The 23,871-nt window shown below is 71.1% G+C and carries 26 protein-coding genes; 12 read left to right on the top strand and 14 right to left on the bottom strand.

Going from position 1 to position 23,871, the window contains the following annotated elements:
- Positions 1–18: 18 nt before the first annotated feature.
- From era to HJG52_RS00555, 5 genes are read right to left on the bottom strand one after another with little or no spacing between them, the layout of a single operon-like run.
- Positions 19–933 carry a GTPase Era gene (era, locus tag HJG52_RS00575; protein ID WP_171241649.1) on the bottom strand — a complete coding sequence of 305 codons (915 nt, stop codon included), beginning with the start codon at positions 931–933 and terminating at the stop codon, positions 19–21.
- Positions 930–2,249, bottom strand: a complete 1,320-nt coding sequence (locus HJG52_RS00570) for a hemolysin family protein (protein ID WP_171241648.1) — start codon at positions 2,247–2,249, stop codon at positions 930–932. Before HJG52_RS00570 ends, era begins: the two co-directional genes overlap by 4 nt.
- A gap of 10 nt (positions 2,250–2,259) precedes the next feature.
- On the bottom strand, positions 2,260–2,727 hold the full coding sequence (ybeY, locus tag HJG52_RS00565; protein ID WP_171241647.1) for an rRNA maturation RNase YbeY: 468 nt from the start codon (positions 2,725–2,727) through the stop codon (positions 2,260–2,262).
- On the bottom strand, positions 2,705–3,814 hold the full coding sequence (locus tag HJG52_RS00560; RefSeq protein WP_171241646.1) for a PhoH family protein: 1,110 nt from the start codon (positions 3,812–3,814) through the stop codon (positions 2,705–2,707). Before HJG52_RS00560 ends, ybeY begins: the two co-directional genes overlap by 23 nt.
- A gap of 24 nt (positions 3,815–3,838) precedes the next feature.
- Positions 3,839–4,204, bottom strand: a complete 366-nt coding sequence (locus tag HJG52_RS00555) for a histidine triad nucleotide-binding protein (RefSeq protein WP_171241645.1) — start codon at positions 4,202–4,204, stop codon at positions 3,839–3,841.
- Between the two features lie 70 nt (positions 4,205–4,274).
- On the opposite strand from HJG52_RS00555, the gene HJG52_RS00550 reads away from it, so the two are divergent.
- Positions 4,275–4,823 (top strand): SigE family RNA polymerase sigma factor, encoded by a 549-nt coding sequence (locus HJG52_RS00550; RefSeq protein WP_346767498.1) that lies wholly within the window; start codon positions 4,275–4,277, stop codon positions 4,821–4,823.
- Positions 4,820–5,980: a Gmad2 immunoglobulin-like domain-containing protein gene (locus HJG52_RS00545; RefSeq protein WP_171241643.1), complete on the top strand. Its 1,161-nt coding sequence runs from the start codon at positions 4,820–4,822 to the stop codon at positions 5,978–5,980. Before HJG52_RS00550 ends, HJG52_RS00545 begins: the two co-directional genes overlap by 4 nt.
- Before the next feature lie 6 nt (positions 5,981–5,986).
- Here the strand turns inward: HJG52_RS00545 and HJG52_RS00540 are convergent, their stop codons facing one another.
- The 5 genes from HJG52_RS00540 to hrcA form a co-directional block, all read right to left on the bottom strand.
- Positions 5,987–6,730: a 16S rRNA (uracil(1498)-N(3))-methyltransferase gene (locus HJG52_RS00540; RefSeq protein ID WP_171241642.1), complete on the bottom strand. Its 744-nt coding sequence runs from the start codon at positions 6,728–6,730 to the stop codon at positions 5,987–5,989.
- Positions 6,731–6,740: 10 nt separating this feature from the next.
- A complete protein-coding gene (gene yidC, locus HJG52_RS00535; RefSeq protein WP_171241641.1) occupies positions 6,741–7,559 on the bottom strand; it encodes a membrane protein insertase YidC in 819 nt (272 codons plus the stop codon).
- 61 nt (positions 7,560–7,620) lie between these two features.
- Entirely contained in the window at positions 7,621–7,929 is a 309-nt protein-coding gene (locus HJG52_RS00530; RefSeq protein ID WP_171241640.1) for a hypothetical protein, read from the bottom strand.
- Between the two features lie 5 nt (positions 7,930–7,934).
- The gene (gene dnaJ / locus HJG52_RS00525; RefSeq protein ID WP_171241639.1) at positions 7,935–9,071 is read right to left on the bottom strand and encodes a molecular chaperone DnaJ; all 1,137 of its coding nucleotides are present in this window, start codon (positions 9,069–9,071) and stop codon (positions 7,935–7,937) included.
- A 73-nt stretch (positions 9,072–9,144) separates the two neighbouring features.
- A complete protein-coding gene (gene hrcA / locus HJG52_RS00520) occupies positions 9,145–10,176 on the bottom strand; it encodes a heat-inducible transcriptional repressor HrcA (RefSeq protein WP_171241638.1) in 1,032 nt (343 codons plus the stop codon).
- 127 nt (positions 10,177–10,303) lie between these two features.
- Here hrcA and HJG52_RS00515 point away from each other — a divergent pair, with 127 nt between their 5' ends.
- The 3 genes from HJG52_RS00515 to HJG52_RS00505 all read left to right on the top strand — a co-directional run bounded on the left by HJG52_RS00515 (position 10,304) and on the right by HJG52_RS00505 (position 12,557).
- The gene (locus HJG52_RS00515; protein WP_171241637.1) at positions 10,304–11,182 is read left to right on the top strand and encodes a DUF3097 family protein; all 879 of its coding nucleotides are present in this window, start codon (positions 10,304–10,306) and stop codon (positions 11,180–11,182) included.
- Positions 11,183–11,301: 119 nt separating this feature from the next.
- A complete protein-coding gene (locus HJG52_RS00510) occupies positions 11,302–11,754 on the top strand; it encodes a DUF4870 domain-containing protein (RefSeq protein ID WP_171241636.1) in 453 nt (150 codons plus the stop codon).
- The gene (locus HJG52_RS00505; RefSeq protein ID WP_171242976.1) at positions 11,751–12,557 is read left to right on the top strand and encodes an SDR family oxidoreductase; all 807 of its coding nucleotides are present in this window, start codon (positions 11,751–11,753) and stop codon (positions 12,555–12,557) included. Before HJG52_RS00510 ends, HJG52_RS00505 begins: the two co-directional genes overlap by 4 nt.
- 6 nt (positions 12,558–12,563) lie before the next feature.
- On the opposite strand, the gene hemW is transcribed toward HJG52_RS00505, so the two are convergent.
- Positions 12,564–13,802 (bottom strand): radical SAM family heme chaperone HemW, encoded by a 1,239-nt coding sequence (gene hemW / locus HJG52_RS00500; protein WP_171241635.1) that lies wholly within the window; start codon positions 13,800–13,802, stop codon positions 12,564–12,566.
- 286 nt (positions 13,803–14,088) lie between these two features.
- On the opposite strand from hemW, the gene HJG52_RS00495 reads away from it, so the two are divergent.
- From HJG52_RS00495 to HJG52_RS00485, 3 genes are all read left to right on the top strand, one after another.
- Positions 14,089–15,039, top strand: a complete 951-nt coding sequence (locus HJG52_RS00495) for an ornithine cyclodeaminase family protein (protein ID WP_171241634.1) — start codon at positions 14,089–14,091, stop codon at positions 15,037–15,039.
- An 18-nt stretch (positions 15,040–15,057) separates the two neighbouring features.
- Positions 15,058–15,855, top strand: a complete 798-nt coding sequence (locus HJG52_RS00490) for a tyrosine-protein phosphatase (protein ID WP_346767497.1) — start codon at positions 15,058–15,060, stop codon at positions 15,853–15,855.
- Positions 15,856–15,917: 62 nt separating this feature from the next.
- Positions 15,918–16,415: an NUDIX hydrolase gene (locus HJG52_RS00485; protein WP_171241633.1), complete on the top strand. Its 498-nt coding sequence runs from the start codon at positions 15,918–15,920 to the stop codon at positions 16,413–16,415.
- Between the two features lie 11 nt (positions 16,416–16,426).
- Here HJG52_RS00485 and HJG52_RS00480 read toward each other — a convergent pair whose 3' ends face one another.
- The 3 genes from HJG52_RS00480 to HJG52_RS00470 all read right to left on the bottom strand — a co-directional run bounded on the left by HJG52_RS00480 (position 16,427) and on the right by HJG52_RS00470 (position 20,167).
- Positions 16,427–16,903 carry a hotdog fold domain-containing protein gene (locus HJG52_RS00480; protein ID WP_171241632.1) on the bottom strand — a complete coding sequence of 159 codons (477 nt, stop codon included), beginning with the start codon at positions 16,901–16,903 and terminating at the stop codon, positions 16,427–16,429.
- A 110-nt stretch (positions 16,904–17,013) separates the two neighbouring features.
- Positions 17,014–18,873: a translation elongation factor 4 gene (lepA, locus tag HJG52_RS00475; protein ID WP_171241631.1), complete on the bottom strand. Its 1,860-nt coding sequence runs from the start codon at positions 18,871–18,873 to the stop codon at positions 17,014–17,016.
- 58 nt (positions 18,874–18,931) lie between these two features.
- Positions 18,932–20,167, bottom strand: coding sequence for an MFS transporter (locus HJG52_RS00470; RefSeq protein ID WP_346767496.1), 1,236 nt, complete (start codon positions 20,165–20,167; stop codon positions 18,932–18,934).
- Positions 20,168–20,261: 94 nt separating this feature from the next.
- Here HJG52_RS00470 and HJG52_RS00465 point away from each other — a divergent pair, with 94 nt between their 5' ends.
- The 4 genes from HJG52_RS00465 (at position 20,262) to HJG52_RS00450 (ending at position 23,837) form a co-directional block, all read left to right on the top strand.
- The gene (locus tag HJG52_RS00465) at positions 20,262–21,158 is read left to right on the top strand and encodes a M48 family metallopeptidase (RefSeq protein ID WP_171241629.1); all 897 of its coding nucleotides are present in this window, start codon (positions 20,262–20,264) and stop codon (positions 21,156–21,158) included.
- Positions 21,155–22,174, top strand: coding sequence for a phosphotransferase (locus HJG52_RS00460; protein WP_171241628.1), 1,020 nt, complete (start codon positions 21,155–21,157; stop codon positions 22,172–22,174). The genes HJG52_RS00465 and HJG52_RS00460 overlap by 4 nt, the downstream gene beginning before the upstream one ends.
- A gap of 39 nt (positions 22,175–22,213) precedes the next feature.
- Positions 22,214–22,789 (top strand): type II toxin-antitoxin system PemK/MazF family toxin, encoded by a 576-nt coding sequence (locus tag HJG52_RS00455; RefSeq protein ID WP_346767495.1) that lies wholly within the window; start codon positions 22,214–22,216, stop codon positions 22,787–22,789.
- Between the two features lie 148 nt (positions 22,790–22,937).
- The gene (locus HJG52_RS00450) at positions 22,938–23,837 is read left to right on the top strand and encodes a lysozyme (protein ID WP_240977140.1); all 900 of its coding nucleotides are present in this window, start codon (positions 22,938–22,940) and stop codon (positions 23,835–23,837) included.
- The last annotated feature ends 34 nt before the right edge of the window (positions 23,838–23,871 follow it).

Here is a 23,871-nt window from a genome sequence, read left to right as displayed (position 1 = left end):
GCGCGGCTCGCAGGAGCGTCAGAATCCCAGTCGTTGCAGCTGTTTCGGGTCGCGCTGCCAGTCCTTGGCGATCTTCACGTGCAGATCGAGGAAGACCTTCTGCCCGAGCAACGCCTCGATGCCGCGACGCGCGTTGGTGCCGACCTCGCGCAGTCGGGAGCCGCCCCGACCGATGATGATCGCCTTCTGCGACGACCGCTCGACGAAGAGGTTGACCCGCACGTCGAGCAGGGGGTTGTCCGCAGGGCGCCCCTCCCGCGGCACCATCTCCTCGACCACGACGGCCAGGGAGTGGGGCAGCTCGTCCCGCACTCCCTCGAGCGCGGCCTCCCGCACGAGCTCGGCGATCATGACCGCTTCGGGCTCGTCAGTCAGTACGCCGTCGGGATAGAGCGGGCCCGGCGACGGCGGCAGGTAGGACGCCAGCACTCGCGCGACGTCGTCGACCTGGCGCCCGTCAGCAGCCGAGCAGGGCACGATCGCGTCCCACTCCCCCAGCCGGTCGATCGCCATGAGGTGCTCAGCGAGCCGCTCCTTGTCGACGAGGTCGATCTTGGTGGCGATGGCGACGACCGGGCGCTTCTTGGCCCGCTGGATCTCCATCAGCTCCTTGGCGATGAACGTGTCGCCCGGACCGATCTTCTGGTCCGCCGGGAGGCAGAAACCGATGACGTCGACCTCGAGCAGGGTCTCGCGCACCTGGTCGTTGAGCCGTTCTCCCAGAAGGGTTCTCGGCTTGTGCAGACCTGGCGTGTCCACGAGCACCAGCTGGTAGTCGTCGGTGGTCACGATCCCACGGATCGTGTGCCGGGTGGTTTGCGGCTTGGACGAGGTGATCGCGACCTTCTGTCCCACGAGGGCGTTCGTGAGCGTCGACTTCCCGGCGTTCGGGCGACCGACGAGGCAGGCGAACCCAGCGGCATACTCCGTCATGACGACACCTCTTCGCGCACCACGTCCACGTTTGCGTCTCCCCGCTCTGCGGGCGACTCCCCTTGCGGCTCAACTCTTTCGACGATGACCGAGGCGATGCGGTGCCGTCGTCCGGCCATCCGCTCGGCGGTCAGCCGCACGCCCGACACCTCGCAGGTCGACCCCACGATCGGCACCCGGCCGATCGTCTTGCCGATGAGGCCACCGACCGTGTCGACCTCGTCCTCGTCGATTTCGACGTGGAACAGGTCGGCCAGGTCGTCGATGTCCATCGTCGCCGGCACGCGCACCCGGCCGTCGCCGAGGTCCTCGACTCCAGGCGCCTCGCGGTCGTACTCGTCGGCGATCTCACCGACGATCTCCTCGAGGATGTCCTCGATCGTGACGAGTCCGGCCGTGCCGCCGTACTCGTCAACCACCACGGCGAAATGCGTCTGGTCCCTTTGCATCTCGCGCAGCAGGTCGTCGATCGGCTTGCTCTCGGGCACGTAGTGGACGGGGCGCATCTGTGCTGTCACCGGCAGTCCCACGGCCTCGGGGTCGGCGTTGACCCGGCGCGCGACGTCCTTGAAGTAGAGCAGTCCGAGGATGTCGTCGGACCCGTCGCCGACGACCGGCATCCGCGAGAAGCCGCTGCGCAGGAAGAGCGACATGGCCGACCGCAGTGACTTGGTGCCGTCGATCGTCACCATGTCGGTGCGCGGCACCATGACCTCGCGCACCACGGTGTCGCCGAGCTCGAAGACCGAGTGGATCATCTCGCGCTCGTCCGCCTCGATGAGCGCGCTCTCACCGGCGAGGTCCACGAGGTCACGCAGCTCGGACTCGCTCTGGAACGGCCCGTCGCGGTAGCCCCGCCCCGGCGTCACGGCGTTGCCGAGGAGCACCAGCACGCGGGCCACCGGCCCGAGGATGGTGCGCAGCAACACGATCAGCGGCGACGACAGCAGCGCGACGGTGTCCGAGTGCTGCCGCCCGAGGGTCCGCGGGGACACACCGACGATGACGAACGACACCAGCGCCATCACGCCGATGGCGATGAACAGCCGCCGCCAGAACCCGTCGACGAGGTCGATGGTGCCGAGGGTGATGAGGACGGCCGTGGTCGACTCGGCGACGATGCGCAGGAACGCAGTCACCGAGAGGTATGCCGCGGAGTCACCGACGATGCGCGCCAGCGCCTTGGAGCCCGCGCGCCCCTCCTCGACGAGCTCGTGCGCGCGGACGCGGGACATGCGGAAGATGGCCGCCTCGGCGGCGGACAGCACGAAGGCCAGGGCGATGCTGAGCAGCGCGGTGATGACGATTCCGGTCATGACACGGCCCTCAGGCGCTCGGTCGGCCGCGGCCGGCGAGGAAGGTCAGCAGCAGCTGGCGCTGCAGCTCGAACATCTCGCGCTCCTCGTCGGGCTCGGCGTGGTCGTAGCCGAGCAGGTGCAGGATGCCGTGCGTCGTGAGGAGCAGCAGCTCCTCCTCGGTCGCGTGACCGGCCTCCTTGGCCTGCTTCGCGGCGACCGACGGGCAGAGCACGATGTCGCCCAGCACGCCCTCTTCGGGCTCCTCGCCCTCGCGCCCCGGCCGCAGCTCGTCCATGGGGAAGCTCATGACGTCGGTCGGGCCGGGCAGGTCCATCCACTGCACGTGGAGGACCTCCATCGCGTCCTCGTCGACGAGCCGCAGCACGAGGTCGGCGCCGGGGTGCACCCGCATCTCGCCCATGACGTACTTCGCGAGCGCCACCAGCTCGAGCTCGTCGAGCCGGTAGTCGGTCTCATTGAGGACGTCGACGCTCACGGTTCTCCTGTCCCTCTCGGTGACCCTCGCGCCGGTTCTCGGTGCGCGCCTCGCGACGGCGCTCGGCGCGGTTGCGCAGCCCCTCGTCGTAGTGGTCGTAGGCGCTGACGATCTGCCCCACGAGCCGGTGCCGCACGACGTCCTGGGCCGTCAGCAGCGAGAAGTGGATGTCCTCGACGTCGCTGAGGATGTCCCGCACGACCTGCAGGCCCGACCGCTGCCCGTCGGGCAGGTCGACCTGGGTGACGTCACCGGTGACGACCATCTTCGACCCGAAACCCAAACGGGTGAGGAACATCTTCATCTGCTCCGGCGAGGTGTTCTGCGCCTCGTCCAGGATGATGAAGGAGTCGTTAAGCGACCTGCCGCGCATATACCCCAGTGGCGCGACCTCGATCGTCCCGGCAGCCATCAGCCGTGGGATCGACTCGGGGTCGACCATGTCGTGGAGGGCGTCGTAGAGCGGGCGGAGGTAGGGGTCGATCTTGTCGTTCAGTGACCCGGGCAGGAACCCCAGCCGCTCCCCCGCCTCGACGGCCGGCCGGGTGAGGATGATCCGGTTGACCTGCTTGGCCTGCAGCGCCGCGACGGCCTTGGCCATGGCGAGGTAGGTCTTGCCGGTGCCGGCCGGTCCGATGCCGAAGACGATGGTGTTGGTGTCGATGGCGTCGACGTAGTGCTTCTGGTTCAGCGTCTTGGGCCGGATCGTGCGGCCACGGTTGCTGACGATGTTCATCGTGAGGACTTCGGCCGGACGCTCCACGGTCTGGGCGCGCAGCATCTGGATCGAGCGTTCGACGGCATCCCGGTTGAGCGGCTGGCCACCCTCGATCACTGCGAGCAGCTCGTCGATGGTGCGCTCGGCGAGCGCGACGTCGGCGCTCGGTCCGGACAGGTGGAACTCGTTGCCCCGCACGTGGATCTCGAGCTGGGGGAAGGCCCGCTCCATGGTGCGCAGGAGCTCGTCGCGCGGCCCGAGCAGGGTGACCATCTGCACCTGGGGCGGGATCACGACGGTGTGCGTGGGCGCCGGAAGGCTGCCCTCTTGGGCGCCGTCCGGCACGGACTGATGATCAGCGTCTGACATGGTGCGCCCAGTCTACGGGGCGGGTCAGCCGGGGGGCCACGTCATTGCGCGCCCGCCGAGCACGTGGACGTGGGCGTGGAACACCGTCTGGTGGGCGTCGGGGCCGGTGTTGAACACCGACCGGTAGCCGCCCTCGTCGATGCCCTCCTGGGCCGCGACCTCGCGCACGGCGTCGAGCAGGGCCACCGCGTCCTCGGGCCGCTCGCTCGCCAGCGCGCCGACGTTCGGCACGTGGTGCCGCGGGATCACGAGCACGTGCACCGGCGCCTGGGCGTCGAGATCCCGGAACGCCACGGTCGCGTCGTCCTGGCGCACGATCTCGGCGGGGATCTCCCCCGCGACGATCTTGCAGAAGATGCAGTCCGGGTCGAACCCGCGGTCCTTCGCCATGCAAAACACCCTAACGGCGCGTCAACCGACAGGCAGGCCTGCGCGTCCTTGGTGCGTGAGACCGTTGGGCGTGGCCGAGCGCGAACCATCCGACGTCGCCCCCGTGGGGGCCGACGAAGGCGTTCGCGAGCTGTATGCCGCCCACTGGGCCGGGCTGGTGCGCCTCGCCTGGCTGCTCGTGCGGGACGACCTCGCGGCCGAGGAGGTCGTCCAGGACGCCTTCGTGGCCGTGCACCGCAGGTGGGGCACCCTGCGCGACCAGGCCGCGGCCGCGGCATACCTGCGTCGCTGCGTCGTCAACGGGGCACGGTCAGCGCTGCGCCACCGCGGCGTCGAGCAGCGCTACCTCACCCGCGAGCAGGGCGACGCGGACGCCCTCGGACGGCGCGGAGCCGCCAGTGCCGAGGAGCAGGCGATCGCCACGGACACCAGCAACACCATGATCGCCGCGCTCGGGCTACTCCCACAGCGCCAGAAGGAAGTCCTGACCATGCGCTACTACCTCGACCTCAGCGAGGCCCAGATCGCCGACGCCCTCGGCATCTCGGCCGGTGCGGTCAAGGCACACGCCCACCGCGGCCTCGCTTCGCTGCGCGACCGGATGGAGAAGTCCTCATGAGCAAGCGCGAGCCCGAGTTCCTCGACCCCGGCTTCGAGCCGGGCGAGTTCGACCGGATGGAGCGTGAGCTGCGCACGACGCTCGCGCAGGAGACGCGTCGCATCCGCCCAGCGGACCGGCTCGACGCGATCCTCCACGAGGCCAACCAGGCCGGCCCGCTGACCGCCACCGGGGGTCACGGCACCCGCCGCTGGCTCGCGCCGGTCGCCGCCGCGGCAGCCGTCGCCGCCATCATCGGCGGAATCTGGTGGACCGGCCAGGACGACCAGCCCACCGTGTCCCCGCCCGCCGGCACCAGCACCGCGGTGACGACGGCTCCGACCACCGCGACCCCGTCCACGTCACCCACGGAGACGGCCACCGACCAGCCCACGTCGGCCACCTCGACAGCCGGTGCCACCCGGTCGACCCTGCTTCCGGTCTACTACGTCGGGCCCATCGGCGACGCGAAGCCGACCTACAAGCTCTTCCGCGAGTTCGTCACTCGCGAGATCCCCGCCGGCACCGACGTGAAGACCAAGGTCAAGCTCGCGCTCGTCGAGGCCACACATGCGGAACGGTTCTCGAACACCGACGGCTACCTCCAGCCGTGGTCCGGCCAGACGATCGGTGCGGTCGACGTCACCGCCGACGAAATCACGATCGACCTCGCCACCGCCGGCAACCCGGCGGCCGCGGCCACAGCGGAGGTCCGCCGGCTCGCCGTCCAGGAGCTGGTGTGGACGGCGCAGGCGGCGATCCAGGACGGCAACGTGCCCGTACGGATCACGGTGCAGGGCGCGCCGGCACGGTTGTTCGGCACGATCTCCACCGACCAGCCGTTCACCCGGCCCCCGAGCAGCGAGTCGTGGCGTGACCTGGCGCCGATCTGGGTCGTCTCCCCCACGCGCGACGAGGTCCCGCCCCGGTCCAAGCCCGTCGTCGTCAAGGGCCAGGCGACGGTCTTCGAGGCCACCCTCGCCTGGCAGCTCACGCGAGGTGGTGCCTCGGTGAGGTCGGGCTCGGCCATGGCGAGCGTCGGCGCGCCGGAACGTGGCGACTACTCCATCGACCTCGGTCGGCTGCCGGCCGGCGAGTACACGATCTCGGTGACCGAGCCGAGCGCCAAGGACGGCAGCGTGGCGGCTCAGGCCACCCGCAGCTTCACCGTGAAGTGAGGCGTCTCAGCGCCAGCGGCTCACGGCGCTGAGCACCGCGAGCGCGGCCGGTCCGGCGCTGGACGAGCGCAGCACCGTGTCGCCGAGACGCACCGCCACGGCACCGGCGGCCTCGAGTGCCGCGACCTCGTCGGGGGTGATCCCCCCTTCAGGGCCGACGACGACAAGGACGTCGCCGTCGGTCGGAACCTGCTGCGAGGCAAGGGTTTTCGTGGCGTCCTCATGGAGCACGTATGCCGCAGCGGCGCCGCCGACGAGCGCGGCGAGACCCTTGGTGGTGACGAGCTGGCCGACCACCGGCACCCGCGCCCGGCGCGACTGCTTGCTCGCGGCCAGCACCGTCGACTCCCACTTGCGTCGGGCCTTCTCACCGCGTTCGCCGCGCCACTGGACGATGGACCGTGCGGCCTGCCACGGCACGACCTCGTCGACGCCGTACTCGGTGGCCGCCTCGATGGCCTGGTCGTCGCGGTCGCCCTTGGCGAGCGCCTGCACGAGCATGAACCGCGGTGTCGGCGCTGGCTCGACGTCGACCGCCGTGACCACCAGGTCGAGCGAGTCCTTCGACGCGGCCTGCACCGTGCACGTGACGCGGCGGCCGAGGCCGTCGCCCAGCATCACCTGCTCCCCCGCCCCGATCCGGCGCACCGTGGCGGCATGGCGCCCCTCCGGCCCGTCGAGCACCACCGTTGACCCGGCGACGGCGTCACGCACCGTCGCCGGGTCGACGAGGAAGAGCGGCAGGGTCACGCGGGACAGCCTAGGCACGCGCGGTCGTGCCGGTGCGACGCAGTGCCGCGGGGCTGCCCGGAGTGGGCGCGAACCGCCAGACCAGCCCCTGCTGCACGAACGTCCACAGGTTCGACAGGCACCAGTAGACGATCAGCCCGGCCGGCACGAACGCAGCGCTGACCAGCACTCCCACTGCGCCCACCAAGGGCATCCACTGCTGCACCTGCACCATGAGCTCGGGCTGGCCGGTCGGGTCCATCATCGGCAGCGCGAACCACCGCTGGGTCGCGAACGACAGCAGCGCCGACAGGACCACGACGGCAACGAGCACCAGCCCCGCCGACGGCGAGGCGGCGAAGGCCGACCCGAGCCGGCTCGACAGGTGCAGGCCGAGCACCGAGGCCGACGTCGCCGACGCGACGAGCCCCGCATCGAGGGCGCCGACGCCCTGCCCGGCCGTCACGTCGGAGATGACGCGGTAGAGGGCGAGCAGCAACGGCAGCTGGAGCAACATCGGTGCGATGCCCCACGTCGACACCCCGTGCTCGGCGTGGATCTTCTTCTGCTCAGCGCGCATTCGCTGCAGGCGTTCCGGGTCGCGGGTTCCCTTGTACCGCTCCTGGAGGGCGAGCAGCTGGGGCCGCGCCTTGGCGCGGGCGTGGCTGTCGCGCACACCGCGCACGACCAGCGGCAACATCAGGCTTCGGACCGTGACGACGACGGCGGCGATGGCCAGCAACCACGCGGACGCCGAACCGGAGGCGAGGCCGAGGTCGGTCGCCAGGGAGTGTGCGCCCGCGAGCACGCTCGCGAGGGCATGGGTGATGGGGGTCAACAAGGTGTCCATGGGTGGAGCTCCTCTGCCCGGAAACCCGGGCGGTCAAAGGGAATTGGGTGCGCTGAGGTGCTCAGCGCGTCCCAGGAGCCCGCGGCCGGATCGGCCGCCGCGCCACCGGCAGGTGGCGCCAGTAGGGGGTGGGCGCCTGCGCGTCGGGGCGACCACCCGGCATACGCACCAGGACGGGGACCGGCACGGGACGTGGCGCGGTCGCCAGGGCGAGCGCACCGGCAAGGACGACCGCCACCCCACCGAGCAGGGTCGGCTGAGAGCCACCCAGTGCCGGGACGGCGAGCAGGACGGCGAGCGAGAGCACGACGAGCGTGCGGGAGCGCGCGTATGCCGCGAGCGCCCGTGCCGTCATGCCCTCACCTGCCATCGTGGTCAGGCTCCTGCCCGGCCGGCCTTGAAGGCGTCCTTGAGCTTGCCGAAGATGCCCTGGTTCGCGGGGGTGAGCCGGCCCTCGGGCCGCTCCTCGCCGCGCGCCGTGGCGAGCTGGCGCAGCAGCTCCTCCTGCTGCCCGTCGAGCTTGGTCGGCGTCATGACGTTGGTGTGGACGATGAGGTCACCGCGTCCGCCGTGGCGCAGGTGCGTGACGCCCAGGCCACGCAGCGTCATGGTGTCGCCGGCCTGGGTGCCGGGCCGCAGCTCGACCTCGTTGATGCCGTCGAAGCTGTCGAGCTTGAGCGTCGTGCCGAGCGCGGCCGCCGTCATCGGCACCTCGACCGTGCAGTGCAGGTCGTCGCCCCGGCGTTGGAAGGTGTGGTGGGGGCGCACGTCGACCTCGACGTAGAGGTCACCCTGCGGCCCGCCACCGGGACCGACCTCGCCCTCTCCGCTCAGCTGGATGCGCGTGCCCGTGTCGACGCCAGCCGGCACCTTGATGGTGAGGGTGCGCCGCGTCCGGACACGTCCGTCGCCGGAGCACTCGAAGCACGGGCTGACGAGGACCTCGCCGTAGCCCTGGCAGGTCATGCACGGCCGGGTCGTCATGACCTGGCCGAGGAAGCTGCGCTGTACCTGCTGGATCTCCCCGCGGCCGCCACAGACGTCACACGTGCGCCGCGAGGTGCCGGGCTGCGCGCCGTCACCGTGGCAGGTGCCGCACAGGACCGCGGTCTCGATGGTGAGGTCCTTCTCGGTGCCGAACACGGTGTCACCGAGGTCGAGCTCGAGCCGCACCAACGCGTCCTGCCCGCGGCGCTGCCGCGAGCGCGGACCGTGCTGGGCCGCACCCGCCCCGGCGCCGAAGAAGGCGTCCATGATGTCGCTGAACGAGAAGCCCTGGCCGAACCCGGCCGCGCCCGCGGCATACGGGTCGGCGCCCATGTCGTAGGACCGGCGCTTCTCGGGGTCGGAGAGCACGTCGTAGGCCTGCGAGACGCGCTTGAACTGCTCCTCGGCCTCCGGGGACTTGTTGACGTCGGGGTGCAACGAGCGCGCCTTGCGGCGGTAGGCCCGCTTGATGTCCTCGGCGGTGGCGTCCCGGGAGACGCCGAGGTCCTGGTAGTAGTCGTTCAACGGTGTCCTTGTCACTGCTGTTTCACTGCTGGTGGGTCAACGCATCCGCGGTGCCGGTAGGTCATGGGGTAGGTCATTGGGCGAGGATGCGTGAGACATACGTGGCCACGGCTCGCACCGAGGCCATGGTGGTCGGGTAGTCCATGCGGGTCGGGCCGAGGACGCCGAGACCGGCGACGAGGTCGGACCCGGTGCCGTACTCGGTCGAGACCACCGAGGTGGCCTGCAGCCCGGCGTGCGGGTTCTCGTGGCCGATGCGCACCGCGATCGGCTCGGTGGTCTCCCGCGCGGTGCCGAGCAGCTTGAGCAGCACGACGTGCTGTTCGAGCGCCTCGAGCACCGGTCCGATCGTCAGCGGGAAGTCCGTGCCGGAGCGGGCGAGGTTGGCGGTGCCCGACAGGACGACCCGCTCCTCGCGCTCCTCGACGAGGGCGTCCTCGAGCGAGCCCACGACCGCGCGCACGAGGTCACCCTGGTCGGGTGCGAACTCCTCGGTGAGGGTGGCCAGGGACCGGGCCGCGTCGACGAGCCGCTCGCCCGACGCGCGCTGGTTGACCTTGGCGCGCAAGGTGGTCAGCGTGGCCTCGCCCTCGGCCGTCGACAGGTCACCCGAGGTCTCGATGACCCGCTGCTCGACCCGTCCGGTGTTGACGATGAGGACCACCATGAGGCGGTTCGGGCCGAGCGGCACCAGCTCGATGTGGCGCACCGTGGAGCGGGTGAGGCTGGGGTACTGCACCACCGCGACCTGCCGGGTCAGCTGGGCGAGCAGGCGGACCGTGCGGTCGACGACGTCGTCGAGGTCGACGGCGCCCTCGAGGAACCGCGCGATGGCGGCCCGCTCGGCCTGCGACATCGGCTTGACCGCGCTCAGCCGGTCGACGAAGAGCCGGTAGCCGGCGTCGGTCGGGACCCGGCCCGCGCTGGTGTGCGGGGCGGCGATGAGGCCGTCCTCCTCCAGCGCCGCCATGTCGTTGCGCACGGTCGCGGCCGAGACACCGAGCTGGTGGCGCTCGAGCAGGGCCTTGGAACCGACCGGCTCAGAGGTCTCGACGTAGTCCTGGACGATGGCGCGGAGCACCTTGAGGCGACGTTCCTCGCTCATGGCGTGCTCCTTCCCGATCGCTGGCACTCACTGTCTACGAGTGCCAAGTCTAGGTCGTTCCCGCCTCGATCACCGCATCCCGGCGCGGCGTCGGCTCCCGTGTTCGCCCACGGCATACCCTGCGTCGGTGCCTGACCGCTATGGATCCGACGTGCTCGCCGGCGACTGGCGCGAGCCGCCGCGTGGCCGCTCGACCGAGGTCGCGGCCGAGCCCGGCCTCGTGGTCGAGGAGGTCGAGACCGGCTGGGTCGGCGCCGTGGTGCGGGTCGAGAAGGCCGGCGGCATGCACGTCGTCCACCTCGAGGACCGCCACGGCCGCACGCGCGGGTTCCCGCTGGGGCCGGGCTTCCTCGTCGACGGCGGGCCGGTCGTCCTGACCCCGCCGAAGGCGAGCGCCAACGCCAAGCTGGCGCAGGCGCGCCAAGCCGCCAGCCGCACCGCGTCCGGGTCGCGGGCGGTGGCCGGTGCGAAGGCGCGCGTCGCGAGCGGGTCACGGATCTTCGTCGAGGGGCGGCACGACGCGGAGCTCGTCGAGAAGGTGTGGGGCGACGACCTGCGCATCGAGGGTGTCGTCGTCGAGATGCTCGACGGCGTCGACGACCTCGAGGCCGTGATCCGCGACTTCTCGCCAGGCCCCGGGCGCCGGATGGGCGTGCTCGTCGACCACCTCGTGCCGGGCACCAAGGAGTCGCGCGTCGTCGAGGCCGCGAGCCGGTTGCAGCCGTATGCCGCGCACGTGCGGATCCTCGGGCACCCCTACGTCGACGTGTGGCAGAGCGTGCGACCCGAGCGGCTGGGCCTGTCGGCGTGGCCGGTCATCCCCCGCGGCCAGTCGTGGAAGCACGGCATCTGCGCGGCGCTCGGCCTGCCCCACGACTCGCAGGCCGACATCGCGCGGGCGTGGAAGCAGATCCTCGGCACGGTGCGGACGTATGCCGACCTCGAGCCTTCGCTGCTGGCCAGCGTCGAAGAGCTCATCGACTTCGTCACCGAGCCGGGTCACTGAGCTCGGCGGGTCAGGGTCGGCCCTGACCCGTCCCTGAACCACGCCGTCCACACCCCGAAACAGGGCATTCCTGCGGCGCCCATGCGTTTGACTGGGTACACCACCACGGGGAGGAACCCATGACCGACCAACCGCACCAGCCACAGCAGCCCGAGCAGCCGAACCAGCCGCCGCAGGGGCAGCCGTACGGCCAGCCCTACCAGCAGCCCCAGCAGATCAGCAGCGAAGACCGGACCATGGCGATTCTCGCCCACCTGTCCGCGATCATCGCGGCCGTGATCTCGGTAGGCTGGTTGAGCATTCTGGGCCCGCTCATCGTTTGGGCCATCTACAAGGACAAGAGCCCACTGGTCCGGCAAGCAGCCGCGGGAGCGTTCAACTTCAACCTCGCCGTCTGGGCCGCGTTCATCGCCGGCTGGATCTGCCTGTTCACGATCGTGCTCATCCCCGTGGCGATCATCCTGTGGGTCGGGGCCGGCATCGCGGCACTCGTCTGTCACATCATCGGCGCCGTCCGTGCAAGCAACGGCGAGGCGTACAACTACCCCTTCCAGATCAAGGTGCTCAGCTGACCAGGCTCCCGCTCGCCGGCCGCACCGCTGTCGTCACCGGTGTGAGCCGGCGGCGTGGGATCGGGTTCGCCATCGCCGCCCGGCTCGCGTCGATGGGGGCGAGCCTGTGGTGCCAGCACTATTCGCCCCACGACGCCGACCAGCCGTGGGGCAGCGAGTCGCCCGACGAGGTGATGGCCGAGCTGTCGACGCGTCTCACCGAGGGCGCGCGACTGGCCCACGGCAGCCTCGACCTCGCCGCCGACGACGCAGCCGAACGGCTCATCGCTGATGCGCGAAAAGCGTTGGGGCACCTCGACATCCTCGTCTGCAACCACGCCCGTAGCGGCGGCGACGGACCGCTCGCCGAGCAGACCGCGGCCATGCTCGACGGGCACTGGCGGGTCAACACGCGGGCCACGATCCTGGCGACGCGCGCCTTCGCCGCGCAGCATGACGGCCGGGCCGGTGGGCGCGTCGTGTGGATGACGTCGGGCCAGCAGCTGGGCCCGATGCGCGACGAGATCGCGTATGCCGCGTCGAAGGCCGCCCTCGCGGGCGTCACCGCGTCGGTCGCCGACGACCTCATCGACCGGGGCATCCTGCTCAACACGGTGAACCCCGGCCCGGTCAACACCGGCTACCTCGACCCCGAGACCACCGACCGGGCCGACCGGCTCGACGACATTCGCGCCCACTTCCCCCAGGGGCGGTTCGGCGAGCCCGACGACCCGGCCCGGCTGATCGGCTGGCTGGTCAGCGACGAGGGGCGATGGGTCGTCGGTCAGGTGATCAGCACCGAGGGCGGTTTTCGCCGCTGGTGACCTCGCTCAGCGCAGGCCGAGCAGGCGCCGGACGACGGTGTCGGCCAGGAGGCGACCCTGCCGCGTCAGCACGACGCGTCGGCGACGCAGCGCCGCCGCTCCCTCGACGAGCCCGTCGGCAATGAGGCCGGCCACCGCTTCGCGGCCCTCCGGATGCAGCTCCTCGATGGGCAGGCCGCCGACGAGACGTGACCCGAGCAGGACGCGTTCGTCGTGGCGCTGCTCGTCGGTCAACGTCTCCCGCCCCTGAGCCGGGCTCGACCCGTCAGCCAGCCGGCCGGCATACGCGTTGGGGTGCTTGACGTTCCACCACCGGACGCCACCCACGTGGCTGTGCGCCCCCGGGCCGATGCCCCACCAGTTGCCGCCGTCCCAGTAGCCCTCGTTGTGCCGGCACCGCGCGTCCTCGCGTCGCGCCCAGTTGCTGACCTCGTACCAGTCGTACCCCGCGGCGGTGAGCACCTCGTCGGCGAGCTCGTACTTGGCGGCCTCGTCGTCGTCCTCCGGTGCCGGGACCACCCCGCGACGCACCTGGGCGGCAAGCTTGGTGCCGTCCTCGACCACGAGCGCGTAGGCCGACACGTGGTCTGGCTCAAGGGATTTCACCGCCTCGAGGGTCGTGCGCCAGTCGTCCAAGGACTCCCCCGGCGTGCCGTAGATGAGGTCCAGGCTGACCTGCAGCCCGGCGTCCCGGGCCGCGGCCACCGCCTTGGCGACGTTGTCAGGGTCGTGGGTGCGCTCGAGGGTGCGCAGCACGTGGGGCACGGCCGACTGCATACCGATGGAGACCCGCGTGAACCCGGCTTCCGCGAGGAGGTTCAGCCCGTCAGGGGTGACCGAGTCGGGGTTGGCCTCGGTCGTCACCTCCGCGTCGGGTGCCAGCCCCCAGGTGTCGCGTATGCCGCGCAGGAGCCTCGCGAGGTCGGCTGCGGCGAGCATGGTCGGCGTGCCCCCGCCGACGAAGACGGTGTCGACCGCAGGAGGCGTGGCACCGCCCGACCGCAGGACGCCGTCGGCGAACGCCAGCTCGCGCAGCGCAGCGCCGGCGAAGGTGTCGATACTCGCGCCGTCGGCACCCAGCTCGGGCAGCGTGTAGGTGTTGAAGTCGCAGTAACCGCAACGCACCGAGCAGAACGGCACGTGCAGGTAGACCCCGAACGGGTGGTCGCGCAGCGTCGCCAGCGCCTCCTCGGGGAGGCGGCCGTCCGGCGGTGCGGGGTCGCCGTCGGGCAGGGCACTGGGCATGGCCACCATTGTCCGGCACGGGCAGCGCGCTCCTGACTCGGCCCTGAGCGGGGCGTTTTCCGGCGTGTCGAGCAGGACACGCCGGAAAGACCCGAAAAGTTCGGAAAAAGTTCGTCCCACCCCTTGCGCACCCTCGGGCCGCCCACTAGAAATGTCCATACGCACTCACCTCGGTGAGAGCGTCGATCAGGACTTCGGTTCTGGTTGTAGAGGGCCTCGGAAACTCATACTTTCCGAGGCCCTCACCTTTGTGCCCGGGCATCTGGCCCGACCGTAGGGTCGCACCATGCGCGTGCTCACCGAGGCCGACATCGAGCGCCTCCTTCCCTCCCCCGCCCGGGCCGTCGAGCTGGCGCGTGAGGCCCTCCTCGCGATCGCCGACGGGGAGGCGCAGGTACCGCCGAAGCCCACCGTCCGGCTCGGCGGGCAGGCCGGCGCCGGAGCGTTCGCGAACGCCATGCCCGCGGCATACCCCGAACGAAACCTGTTGGGCTGCAAGTGGATCAGCATCGTGCCCGACAACGTCGAGCGCGGCCTGCCGACCGCGTCCGGGCTCGTCGTCGTCAACGACGCCGTGACCGGTATGCCGCGTGCCGTGCTGCCCGCGGGCGGGCTCACCGCCCTGCGCACGGCCGCCGTGACCGGCGCCTGCGTCGCCGCCCTGGCTGACCCCGGCGAGCCCGTCGCGGTCCTCGGGGCGGGGGTCCAGGTGCGGTCCCACCTGCGGGTGCTCGAGACCCTCGGGCACACCGACGTCACGGTGTGGGCGCGGCGGCCGCAGGCGCTCGACGAGCTCGTCGCCTGGGCCGCGACCGAGGCGCCGCAGGTAACGATCACCCGGGCTCCGACGAGGGCCGCAGCCGCCGGAGCCGCGCGAGTGGTCGTCACCGCGCTGGCCATCGGTGCACCCGGCCTGCACCTCGACCCGAGCTGGGTGCGCGACGACGCCCTGCTGCTCCCCCTCGACTACAGCTCCTGCGTCGGGCCCGCCCTCGCCCGGACGGCGACGCTCGTCGCCGACCACCCAGAGCAGTTCGAGGCACTGCGGCTCGCCGGGTCGCTCGGACCCGACTACCCCGGTGCCAGCGGTCCCACCGGGAGCCTCCTGACCGGTCCGCGGCATGAGGGCCGGGTGGTGTGCCAGAACCTCGGCAACGGGCTCGTCGACCTCGTCGTGGCCGACGCCGTGGCCACGGCCGCCGAGACGCAGGGTGCCGGTCACGTCGTGGACACCTGAGCGGCATATGGTCCAAGGGTGACCACGAGCGGATGGATCGACCTCGACGGTGTCGCCAACATGCGCGACGTCGGCGGCCTGCCCACCACCGACGGCGGGACGGTTGCCACGGGGCGGCTGCTGCGCTCGGACAACCTGCAGGACCTCAGCGACGCCGACATCGAGCGGCTGGTCGAGCAGGTCGGCGTCACGGACATCGTGGACCTGCGCAGCAACGTGGAGGTGCAGATCGAGGGGCCGGGGCCGTTGCAGGCACGCGACCTCGCCACCCACCACCGGCACTCGATGTTCCGTGACGACGAGGTCGAGGTCGACGCGGCGGACGCACTCGTCCTGCCCTGGTCCAAGTCCGCCAAGGGCAAGCGCCCGGCCCCGGTCAGGCGTGACGACGACTTCTGGGCGAGCCACTACCTCGGCTACCTCGCGGACCGGCCCGACTCGGTGCTCGGCGCGCTCGGCGTCATCGCCGACGCACGGGGTGCGACGATCGTGCACTGCGCCGCCGGCAAGGACCGCACCGGCACGGTGGTCGGCATGGCTCTGTCGGTCGCGGGGGTCTCCGACGACGACGTGGTCGCCGACTACGTCCGCACCGGCGAGCGCATCGAGGCCGTTGTGGCCCGCCTCATGGAGCGGCCGGCATACGCCGACGTGCTGCGCGACCAGCCGATGAGCCACCACGTGCCCCGGCCCGAGACCATGGCGCGCATCCTCACCGTGCTGCGCGAGCAGCACGGTGGCGCCACCGGATGGCTCGTCGAGAACGGCTGGTCCGACGCCGACGTCGCGCGGCTGCGCGACCGGTTGCGCGCATGACGGCGGCGACCGGGGCTGTGCCGGCCGACCCTGCCGACCGACCGCGGGGACGACGGCGGGCGATGCGCGTGCTGCTGGTCGACGACCTCGACCGGCTGCTGCTCTTCCGCGACAGCGACCTCGGCCTGACGCCCGTGCCGCACTGGTGGATCACGCCGGGCGGCGGGGTGGAGGTCGGCGAGACCGACCGGGAGGCCGCCGTCCGTGAGCTGGCCGAGGAAACCGGTGTCGTCGTGGCGGAGTCCGACCTGGTCGGGCCGCTGGCGACGCGGACGGTCGTGCACGGCTACAGCGACCTCATCACGACCCAGGACGAGGTGTTCTGGGTCGTCCGCGTGCCGGCCTTCGAGATCGACGTCAGTGGACACACCGAGCTCGAGCAGCTCACGATGACGGCCCACCGGTGGTGGACCCGACCGGAGCTAGAGGCGACGACTGAGGAGGTCTGGCCACACGGCATACTCCGGCTGTGGGCGCTGGCCGAGGCCATGATCACCTCCGCCGAACCGGCCGAACCGCTCGACCTCGGCGACGTCGAGGAGTCCACGGTCCCCGCCTGACCGACCTCGCGTCAGCTGGTGCGCTGTGGCTTGTCGGTCACCCAGAGCCGGATGACGCCCTGCACCACCGGCGTCCCATCGTCGCGAATCCCCTTGACCCGCACCGGGATCTCGACATCACCTGCCCGCGCCCAGTCGGCCGGGTCGGTCTCGGCCACGCAGGTGATGTCGCTCGTGGCCTTGGCGGTGTAGTCCACCTCCATGCCCTTGGGGATCCACCTGCGCGTGGCCGGGATGGTCGCCTCGGCGAGGGCGCCCATGGCGGCCTCGAGGCCGTTGCAGATGGCGATGACGTGGACGGTGCCGATGTGGTTCTGCACGCGGCGGCGCTTCCTGATCGTGAGGACGGCACGGTTCGGGCCCAGCTCGACGAACCGTGGCCGTGTGGTGCGGAAGTAGGGCGCCGCCTGCTCGAAGACGAGTGAGAAGATCCGCTTGCCCTGGGGGTATGCCGTGACGCGTCGCCAGAGCGCGTAGGTGTCGACCATGCGCCGATATTACCCACGGGTAACCCCGCAACACCCCCGTTGCGCGGCATACCTCGGGTTAGTAGCCCGACGTTTGCCGCGCAGGAGGGGTTTTGCGGGTGTGGGCCCGCCTACTTCTTGGGCTTGTCGCTGCTGGCGCCGGCGTCGGAGGTCAGCGCGGCGATGAACGCCTCCGGCGGGACCTCAACCGTGCCGATGTTCTTCATCCGCTTCTTACCGGCCTTCTGCTTCTCGAGCAGCTTGCGCTTGCGGCTGATGTCACCGCCGTAGCACTTGGCGAGCACGTCCTTGCGCATGGCGCGGATGTTCTCGCGCGCGATGACCCGCGACCCGATGGCGGCCTGGATCGGCACCTCGAACTGCTGGCGCGGGATGAGGTCCTTGAGCTTGCCGGCCATCATGACGCCGTAGGGGTACGCCTTGTCCTTGTGGACGATCGCCGAGAACGCGTCGACCGTCTCCCCCTGGAGCAGGATGTCGACCTTCACGAGGTCGGCCGTCTGGTCGCCGTCGGGCTCGTAGTCGAGCGAGGCGTAGCCGCGGGTGCGCGACTTCAGCTGGTCGAAGAAGTCGAACACGATCTCGGCCAGCGGCAGCGTGTACCGCATCTCGACCCGGTCCTCGGACAGGTAGTCCATGCCGCGCAGCGTGCCCCGCTTGGACTGGCACAGCTCCATGATCGCGCCGATGAACTCGCTCGGCGCCAGGATCGTCGCGCGCACGACCGGCTCGCGCACCTCGCTGACCTTGCCGTACGGGAACTCGCTCGGGTTGGTCACGCGGACCTGCGTGCCGTCCTCCATCGTCACGTCGTAGACGACGTTGGGCTGGGTCGAGATGAGGTCGAGGTCGAACTCGCGCTCGAGCCGCTCGCGCACGATCTCGAGGTGCAGCAGCCCGAGGAAGCCGCACCGGAAACCGAACCCCAGCGCTGCCGACGTCTCCGGCTCGTAGACCAGGGCCGCGTCGTTGAGCTTGAGCTTGTCGAGGGCGTCGCGCAGGTCGGGGTAGTCCGAACCGTCGATCGGGTACAGCCCCGAGAACACCATCGGCTTGGGGTCGCGGTAGCCACCGAGGGCACCGCTCGCCGGCTTGGCCTGGTTGGTGACCGTGTCACCGACGCGCGACTGGCGGACGTCCTTCACACCGGTGATGAGGTAGCCCACCTCGCCGACGCCAAGTCCCTTGGAGGGCAATGGTTCCGGCGAGATGACGCCGATCTCGAGCAGCTCGTGAGTGGCCTTGGTCGACATCATCTGGATGCGCTCGCGCGGGCTCAGGTGACCGTCGACAACCCGCACGTAGGTGACGACGCCGCGGTAGGTGTCGTAGACCGAGTCGAAGATCATTGCGCGGGCCGGCGCGTCGGCGTCGCCCTGCGGGGCAGGGAACTGCTTGACGATCTCGTCGAGCAACGGCTCGACACCGGCGCCGGTCTTGCCCGACACCCGCAGGCACGCCTCGGGCTCGACACCGATCAGCCCGGCCAGCTCCTCGGCGTACTTCTCCGGCTGCGCGGCCGGCAGGTCGATCTTGTTGAGCACGGGGATGATCGTGAGGTCGTTCTCCATGGCGAGGTAGAGGTTCGCCAGGGTCTGCGCCTCGATGCCCTGCGCGGCGTCGACGAGCAGGATCGCGCCCTCGCAGGCGGCCAGCGACCGCGACACCTCGTAGGTGAAGTCGACGTGCCCGGGGGTGTCGATCATGTTGAGCGCGTAGGTGGTTCCCTCCAGCTCCCACGGCATCCGCACGGCCTGGCTCTTGATCGTGATGCCGCGCTCGCGCTCGATGTCCATCCGGTCGAGGTACTGCGCGCGCATCGCCCGCTCGTCGACGACACCGGTGAGCTGGAGCATCCGGTCGGCCAGCGTCGACTTGCCGTGGTCGATGTGGGCGATGATGCAGAAGTTCCGGATCAGCTCCGGCGGCGTCGCGGCAGGCTGCAGCGCGGTGCGGGCGCGGGGAGACACGGGTGCTTCAAACCTCTGGGGACGTCGGCGGACGGAATCGGTCCATCCTCCCATGCCGTCAGGTATGCCGTGGACGCCCCGCTCGCTGGGCGGCCGCCGAGGCGAGGGCGATGCCGACACCGAGCACCGCGAGCATCGCGCCGATGCGCGACGGCCACTCGTACCCGAGCCCGGCGGCGAGCACCACCGAACCCAGCCAGGCGCCGAGGGCGTTGGCGAGGTTGAGGGTCGAGTGGTTGAGCGCGGCCGCGAGCGACTGCCCCTCCTGGGCGACATCCATGAGCCGCGTCTGGAGCATCGGCACGAGCACGCTCGGCAACAGGCCGAGCAGGAACACGGCGACGAGCGCCAGCCACTGGGCCCCGGCCACCGCCGGGCCGAACAGCACCAGCAGCACGGCGATCAGCCCCAGCGTCACGGTGATGCCGCGCAGCAGCCCGATCCGCGACACCGGCCCGGCGAGCATCGCGCCCGCGGTCATGCCCACGCCATAGAGGGCGAGGATCAGCGGGATCGTCCCGCTCGAGAAGCCGCCGAGCTCGGTCATCGTCGGCGCGATGTAGGAGAACGTCGCGAACATCCCGCCGAACCCGACCGTGCCGATCGCCAGGGCGAACCACACCTGGGGTCGGCGCAGCGCCGACAGCTCCGAGCGCATCGACACGCCCCCGTCCGGCGGGCACCACGGCACCCAGCGCCAGACGGCCGCCACGGTGACCAGCGCGATGACGCTCACCGCGGCATACGGCCACTCCCACCCGAGCTCCTGGCCGAGCTTCGTCGTCACGGGGACGCCCACGATGTTCGCGACGGTCAGGCCGGCGATCATCATCGAGACCGCCCAGGTGCGTCGGTGCGGCGGCACCAGCGACGCGGCGACGAGCGAGCCAACGCCGAAGTAGGCGCCGTGCGGCAGCCCGGAGAGGAACCGGGCGACCATGAGGAACCCGTACGAACCGGCCACCGCGGACAGCGCGTTGGCGACGGCGAAGCCCGCCATGAGCCACAGCAGCAACGTCTTGCGCGGCAGTCGCGACCCGAGGGTGGCCAGGACGGGGGCACCCACGACGACGCCCGCGGCATACGCGGAGACGACGTGGCCGGCGGTCGGGATGTCGATGTCGACGCCGCGAGCCACCTCCGGCAGCAGGCCCATCGTCACGAACTCGGTGGTCCCGATCGCGAAGCCGCCGACGGCGAGGGCGAACAGGGCCAGCCCGGTGTGGGTGGGGCGGACGCGGGCGCCCACGGGGTTGCTGAGGGCAGGCTGGTGCGCCTGCGTCGTGTCCGCCACGAGTGGTGCAACCGGTGGGGACGGGTGGGGCATTCCCGGTTCGGACAGGTTCGCCCCATACGATGCGAGCCGACCACGAGTGAGTGAGGGGACGATGGCCGAACCCACCTTCCAGCCGCCGCTGCCGAGCCCGACACCGGGCACGGGGACGGCAACCTTTCCGCCGGGCTACCGCAAGTCCGTGCGGACCCACGTGCGGCACCCGCTCGAGAACCTGTGCCTCGTCCTGGTGATCCTCGCGTCGTTCGTCGTGTGGTCGGTGGCCGGGTACGAGGTCGCGTCGGCGATCATCGAGCGCCGCGAGCCCGACCCGTATGCCGTGTTCTTCCTCGTCGCTCCCCTCCTCATCTACTTCGCGCGTGGGCAGCTCTACGCCCGGATGCGGCTGGGCGGTGTGAAGATCACCGAGACCCAGTACCCCGAGGCGTACCGCATGCTCGTGGACGCCGCGGCGTACTACGGGCTGCCGAAGCTGCCGGACGCCTACGTCGTGCTGGGCAACGGTGTCATCAACGCGGCGGCGTCCGGGCACGGCTTCCGCAAGTTCATCTTCGTCTACAGCGACCTGTTCGAGATCGGTGGTGCCGCAAGGGATCCCGACGCGCTGCGGTTCATCATCGGGCACGAGGTCGGGCACATCGCCGCCGGCCACACGAGCTACTGGCGCCTGCTCGGGATCAGTGGCGCGTCCTGGATCCCGTTCCTCGGGTCGACGCTGTCGCGCAGCCAGGAGTACACCGCGGACAACTTCGGGTACGCCTACGTGCCGCAGGGCAGCGCGGGCGCGATGGCGACCCTGGCCGCCGGCAAGTACCTCAACCGCACCGTCGACGTGAACGCGCTCGCCGACCGCGCCACCACCGAGAAGGGATTCTTCGTGTGGTGGGTCAACGCGCTCGCGTCACACCCGGTGCTGGTCTGGCGCATGTACGCGTTGCGTGACCGGCGCAGGCCGGGCCGGCTGCTGTGGCGGCCGAAACACCGCTCGTGACAAGCGATTTCGACGACGCCCCTCGCGACGTCGACTACCGGAACACGTCGCAGCGACCGCAGTTCGACGACCTGCCGCCCGTGGTGAGGGACGCGCTGGCCGAGGTGGCCGGCGCGCCGGTTATGGAGGCGTCACCTTCGGTGACCTCGGGCTTCACCGGTGCGTATGCCGGCCTGCTCACCCTGCGCGACGGTCGCCGGGTCTTCGCCAAGGCCGCCGGGCCCGCGGCCCCCTTCGCGCTGGAGGCGGTCCCACGCGAGGCCGCGATCCTGCGCAGGCTGGACGGCAGGGTCACCGCTCCCCGCGTCGTCGGCGCCGGCCCCGCCGACGACTGGCAGGTCGTGGTGCTCGAGGCGATCGACGGCCACCTCCCCGGTATGCCGTGGACGGCTGCCGACGCGCAGGCCGTCCACGCAACCTGCCTGGAGCTGGCTGCCCTGCCACCCGACGAGGTGGCCGAGGTGACCGAGGAGTCCTTCGCCGACGCGGTCGGAGCAGACGAGATGTCGCTGACCTGCCTCGACGAGCTGGCGAGCGGCGAACGCGAGTGGCCACGCGGCATACCTCGGTTGTCCTCCGGGCAGGCGGATGAGCTGGCGGCACTCGGGCACCGGGCCGCCACCCGCCTCACCGGTGACCGGCTGGTGCACGCCGACCTGCGACCGGACAACATGCTGGTCGAGCCCGGTGGCCGCGTGCGGGTCGTCGACTGGAACTGGACGGCGCGCGGTCCGGCGTGGGCCGACTTCGTCGGGCTGCTGCCGCTCATGGCCCACCAAGGGCTCGACGCCGACGGGATGGCGGCCCGCTCGCCGCTGCTCGAGGGGGTGCCTGACGAGGCGGTGGACTCGTTCCTCGCGGTGGTCATCGGGTACATGGCCGAACACGCCCAACATCCGACCTGGGCGGGGACGCTGGATGTTTTGCGCGCCCACCAGCGGCAGATGGCGCGCACCTTCCTCGCCTGGCTCGCGCACCGTCGCGGCTGGAGCGCGGCCGGCACTGCGCAGAGCTGAGGGACCTGCTGCCCCGCCAGCACCCGATAGCGTGCTGGCGTGCGCAGATGGACTGACCGGATCCGGCGAGCCCTGACCGGCGTGGGCGGGAACGACCGCGGGCGGCCGAGCCGGTCGACGCAGGACCAGCTCCGACGCGACCGCAGGGGTGAGCGTGGGGGTGAGCGTGGGGGTGAGCGTCGCGGCGACCGGCCCACGACTGCGCCCCGGGCGGCATACCCGGGCGACTTCACGGGGACGCCCGAGCTGACATACGCGCCCAACCCCGACGGGCAGCCCGACCCGGGCGAGATCGTGTGGACCTGGGTGCCGTTCGAGGAGGACTACACCCAGGGCAAGGACCGGCCGGTCCTCGTGGTCGGCCACGACCTCCCGTGGCTGCTCGCCCTCATGCTGACGAGCAAGGACCACGACCGCGACAAGGAGGACGAGGCGCGGCGCGGGCGCTACTGGGTCGACATCGGCTCCGGTGCGTGGGACTCGCGCGGGCGGCCGAGCGAGGTGCGGGTGGACCGCATCCTGCGGGTCGACGCGGTCGCCGTGCGCCGGGAGGGCGCCGTGCTCGACCAGAAGACGTTCGAGCTGGTCGCGGAGGCCGTGCGTACCCACCGCTGAGGCCCGGCGGCTCACGACGGCTTCGGGACCCTTGTCTTTGCCCACATTTGCCCCGCTCTTGGGGAACCTTTCACCGGCGCCTGACCTACGGCTGGCGTCCGCTTCGTAGCGTCACGTGTGGCCGGGCCAGCGACGAAAGGCAACCTCGATGACCACCCGACAGCTCCCCGGGCGCCGCGTGCGCGCCCTGCTCACCACTGTGGCCGCCGTCGCCGCAGTCGCCCTCGCGGCACCCGCCACGACGGCCGTCGCAGCACCCGACGGTGCGGCCGCCAAGACCGGCCCCACACCGACGGCCGCGGCCCGCAAGGCCGGTATCACCCAGCCCGGCCAGGCGAGCATGGGGTGGTCGCAGCAGCGGACCGGCACGTCGCCCAAGGGGGCCCCCGCCGTCACCGCACCGGGCGCCCGCACCAGCCTCGCGACCGCCACCCAGACGCCGGGCATCGACGTCTCGGGCTGGCAGGGCAACGTCAACTGGTCGTACTGGTGGGGTCAGGGCAAGAAGTTCGCCTACGTCAAGGCCACCGAGGGCACCGGCTACACGAACGACTACTTCGCCCAGCAGTACAACGGGTCGTACAACATCGGCATGATCCGCGGCGCCTACCACTTCGCGCTGCCGAACAGCTCGAGCGGCGCCACCCAGGCCGACTACTTCGTCAACCACGGCGGCGGCTGGTCCCGCGACGGCAAGACGCTGCCCGGCGTGCTCGACATCGAGTACAACCCTTACGGCGCAACGTGTTACGGCCTGTCGCAGGCGTCGATGCGCAGCTGGATCGCGTCGTTCCTCAGCCGCTACAAGGCGCGCACCGGCCGCGACGCCGTCATCTACACCACGACGAGCTGGTGGACGACCTGCACGGGCAACACCAGCCAGTTCAGCGCCACCAACCCGCTGTGGATCGCGCGCTACGCCTCCACCGCCGGCACCCTTCCCGCCGGCTGGGGCTACTACACGATCTGGCAGTACACCGACAGCCCGATCGACCAGGACTACTTCAACGGCGACCTGACCCGAGTCAAGGCGATGGCGCTGGGCTGACCCCCACGGCGGGCACGCGGCATACCGCCGCACA

The sequence above is a fragment of the Knoellia koreensis genome (assembly GCF_013041615.1).
Taxonomy (GTDB): domain Bacteria; phylum Actinomycetota; class Actinomycetes; order Actinomycetales; family Dermatophilaceae; genus Pedococcus; species Pedococcus koreensis.
This window is presented reverse-complemented; position numbering and strand designations above follow the sequence as displayed.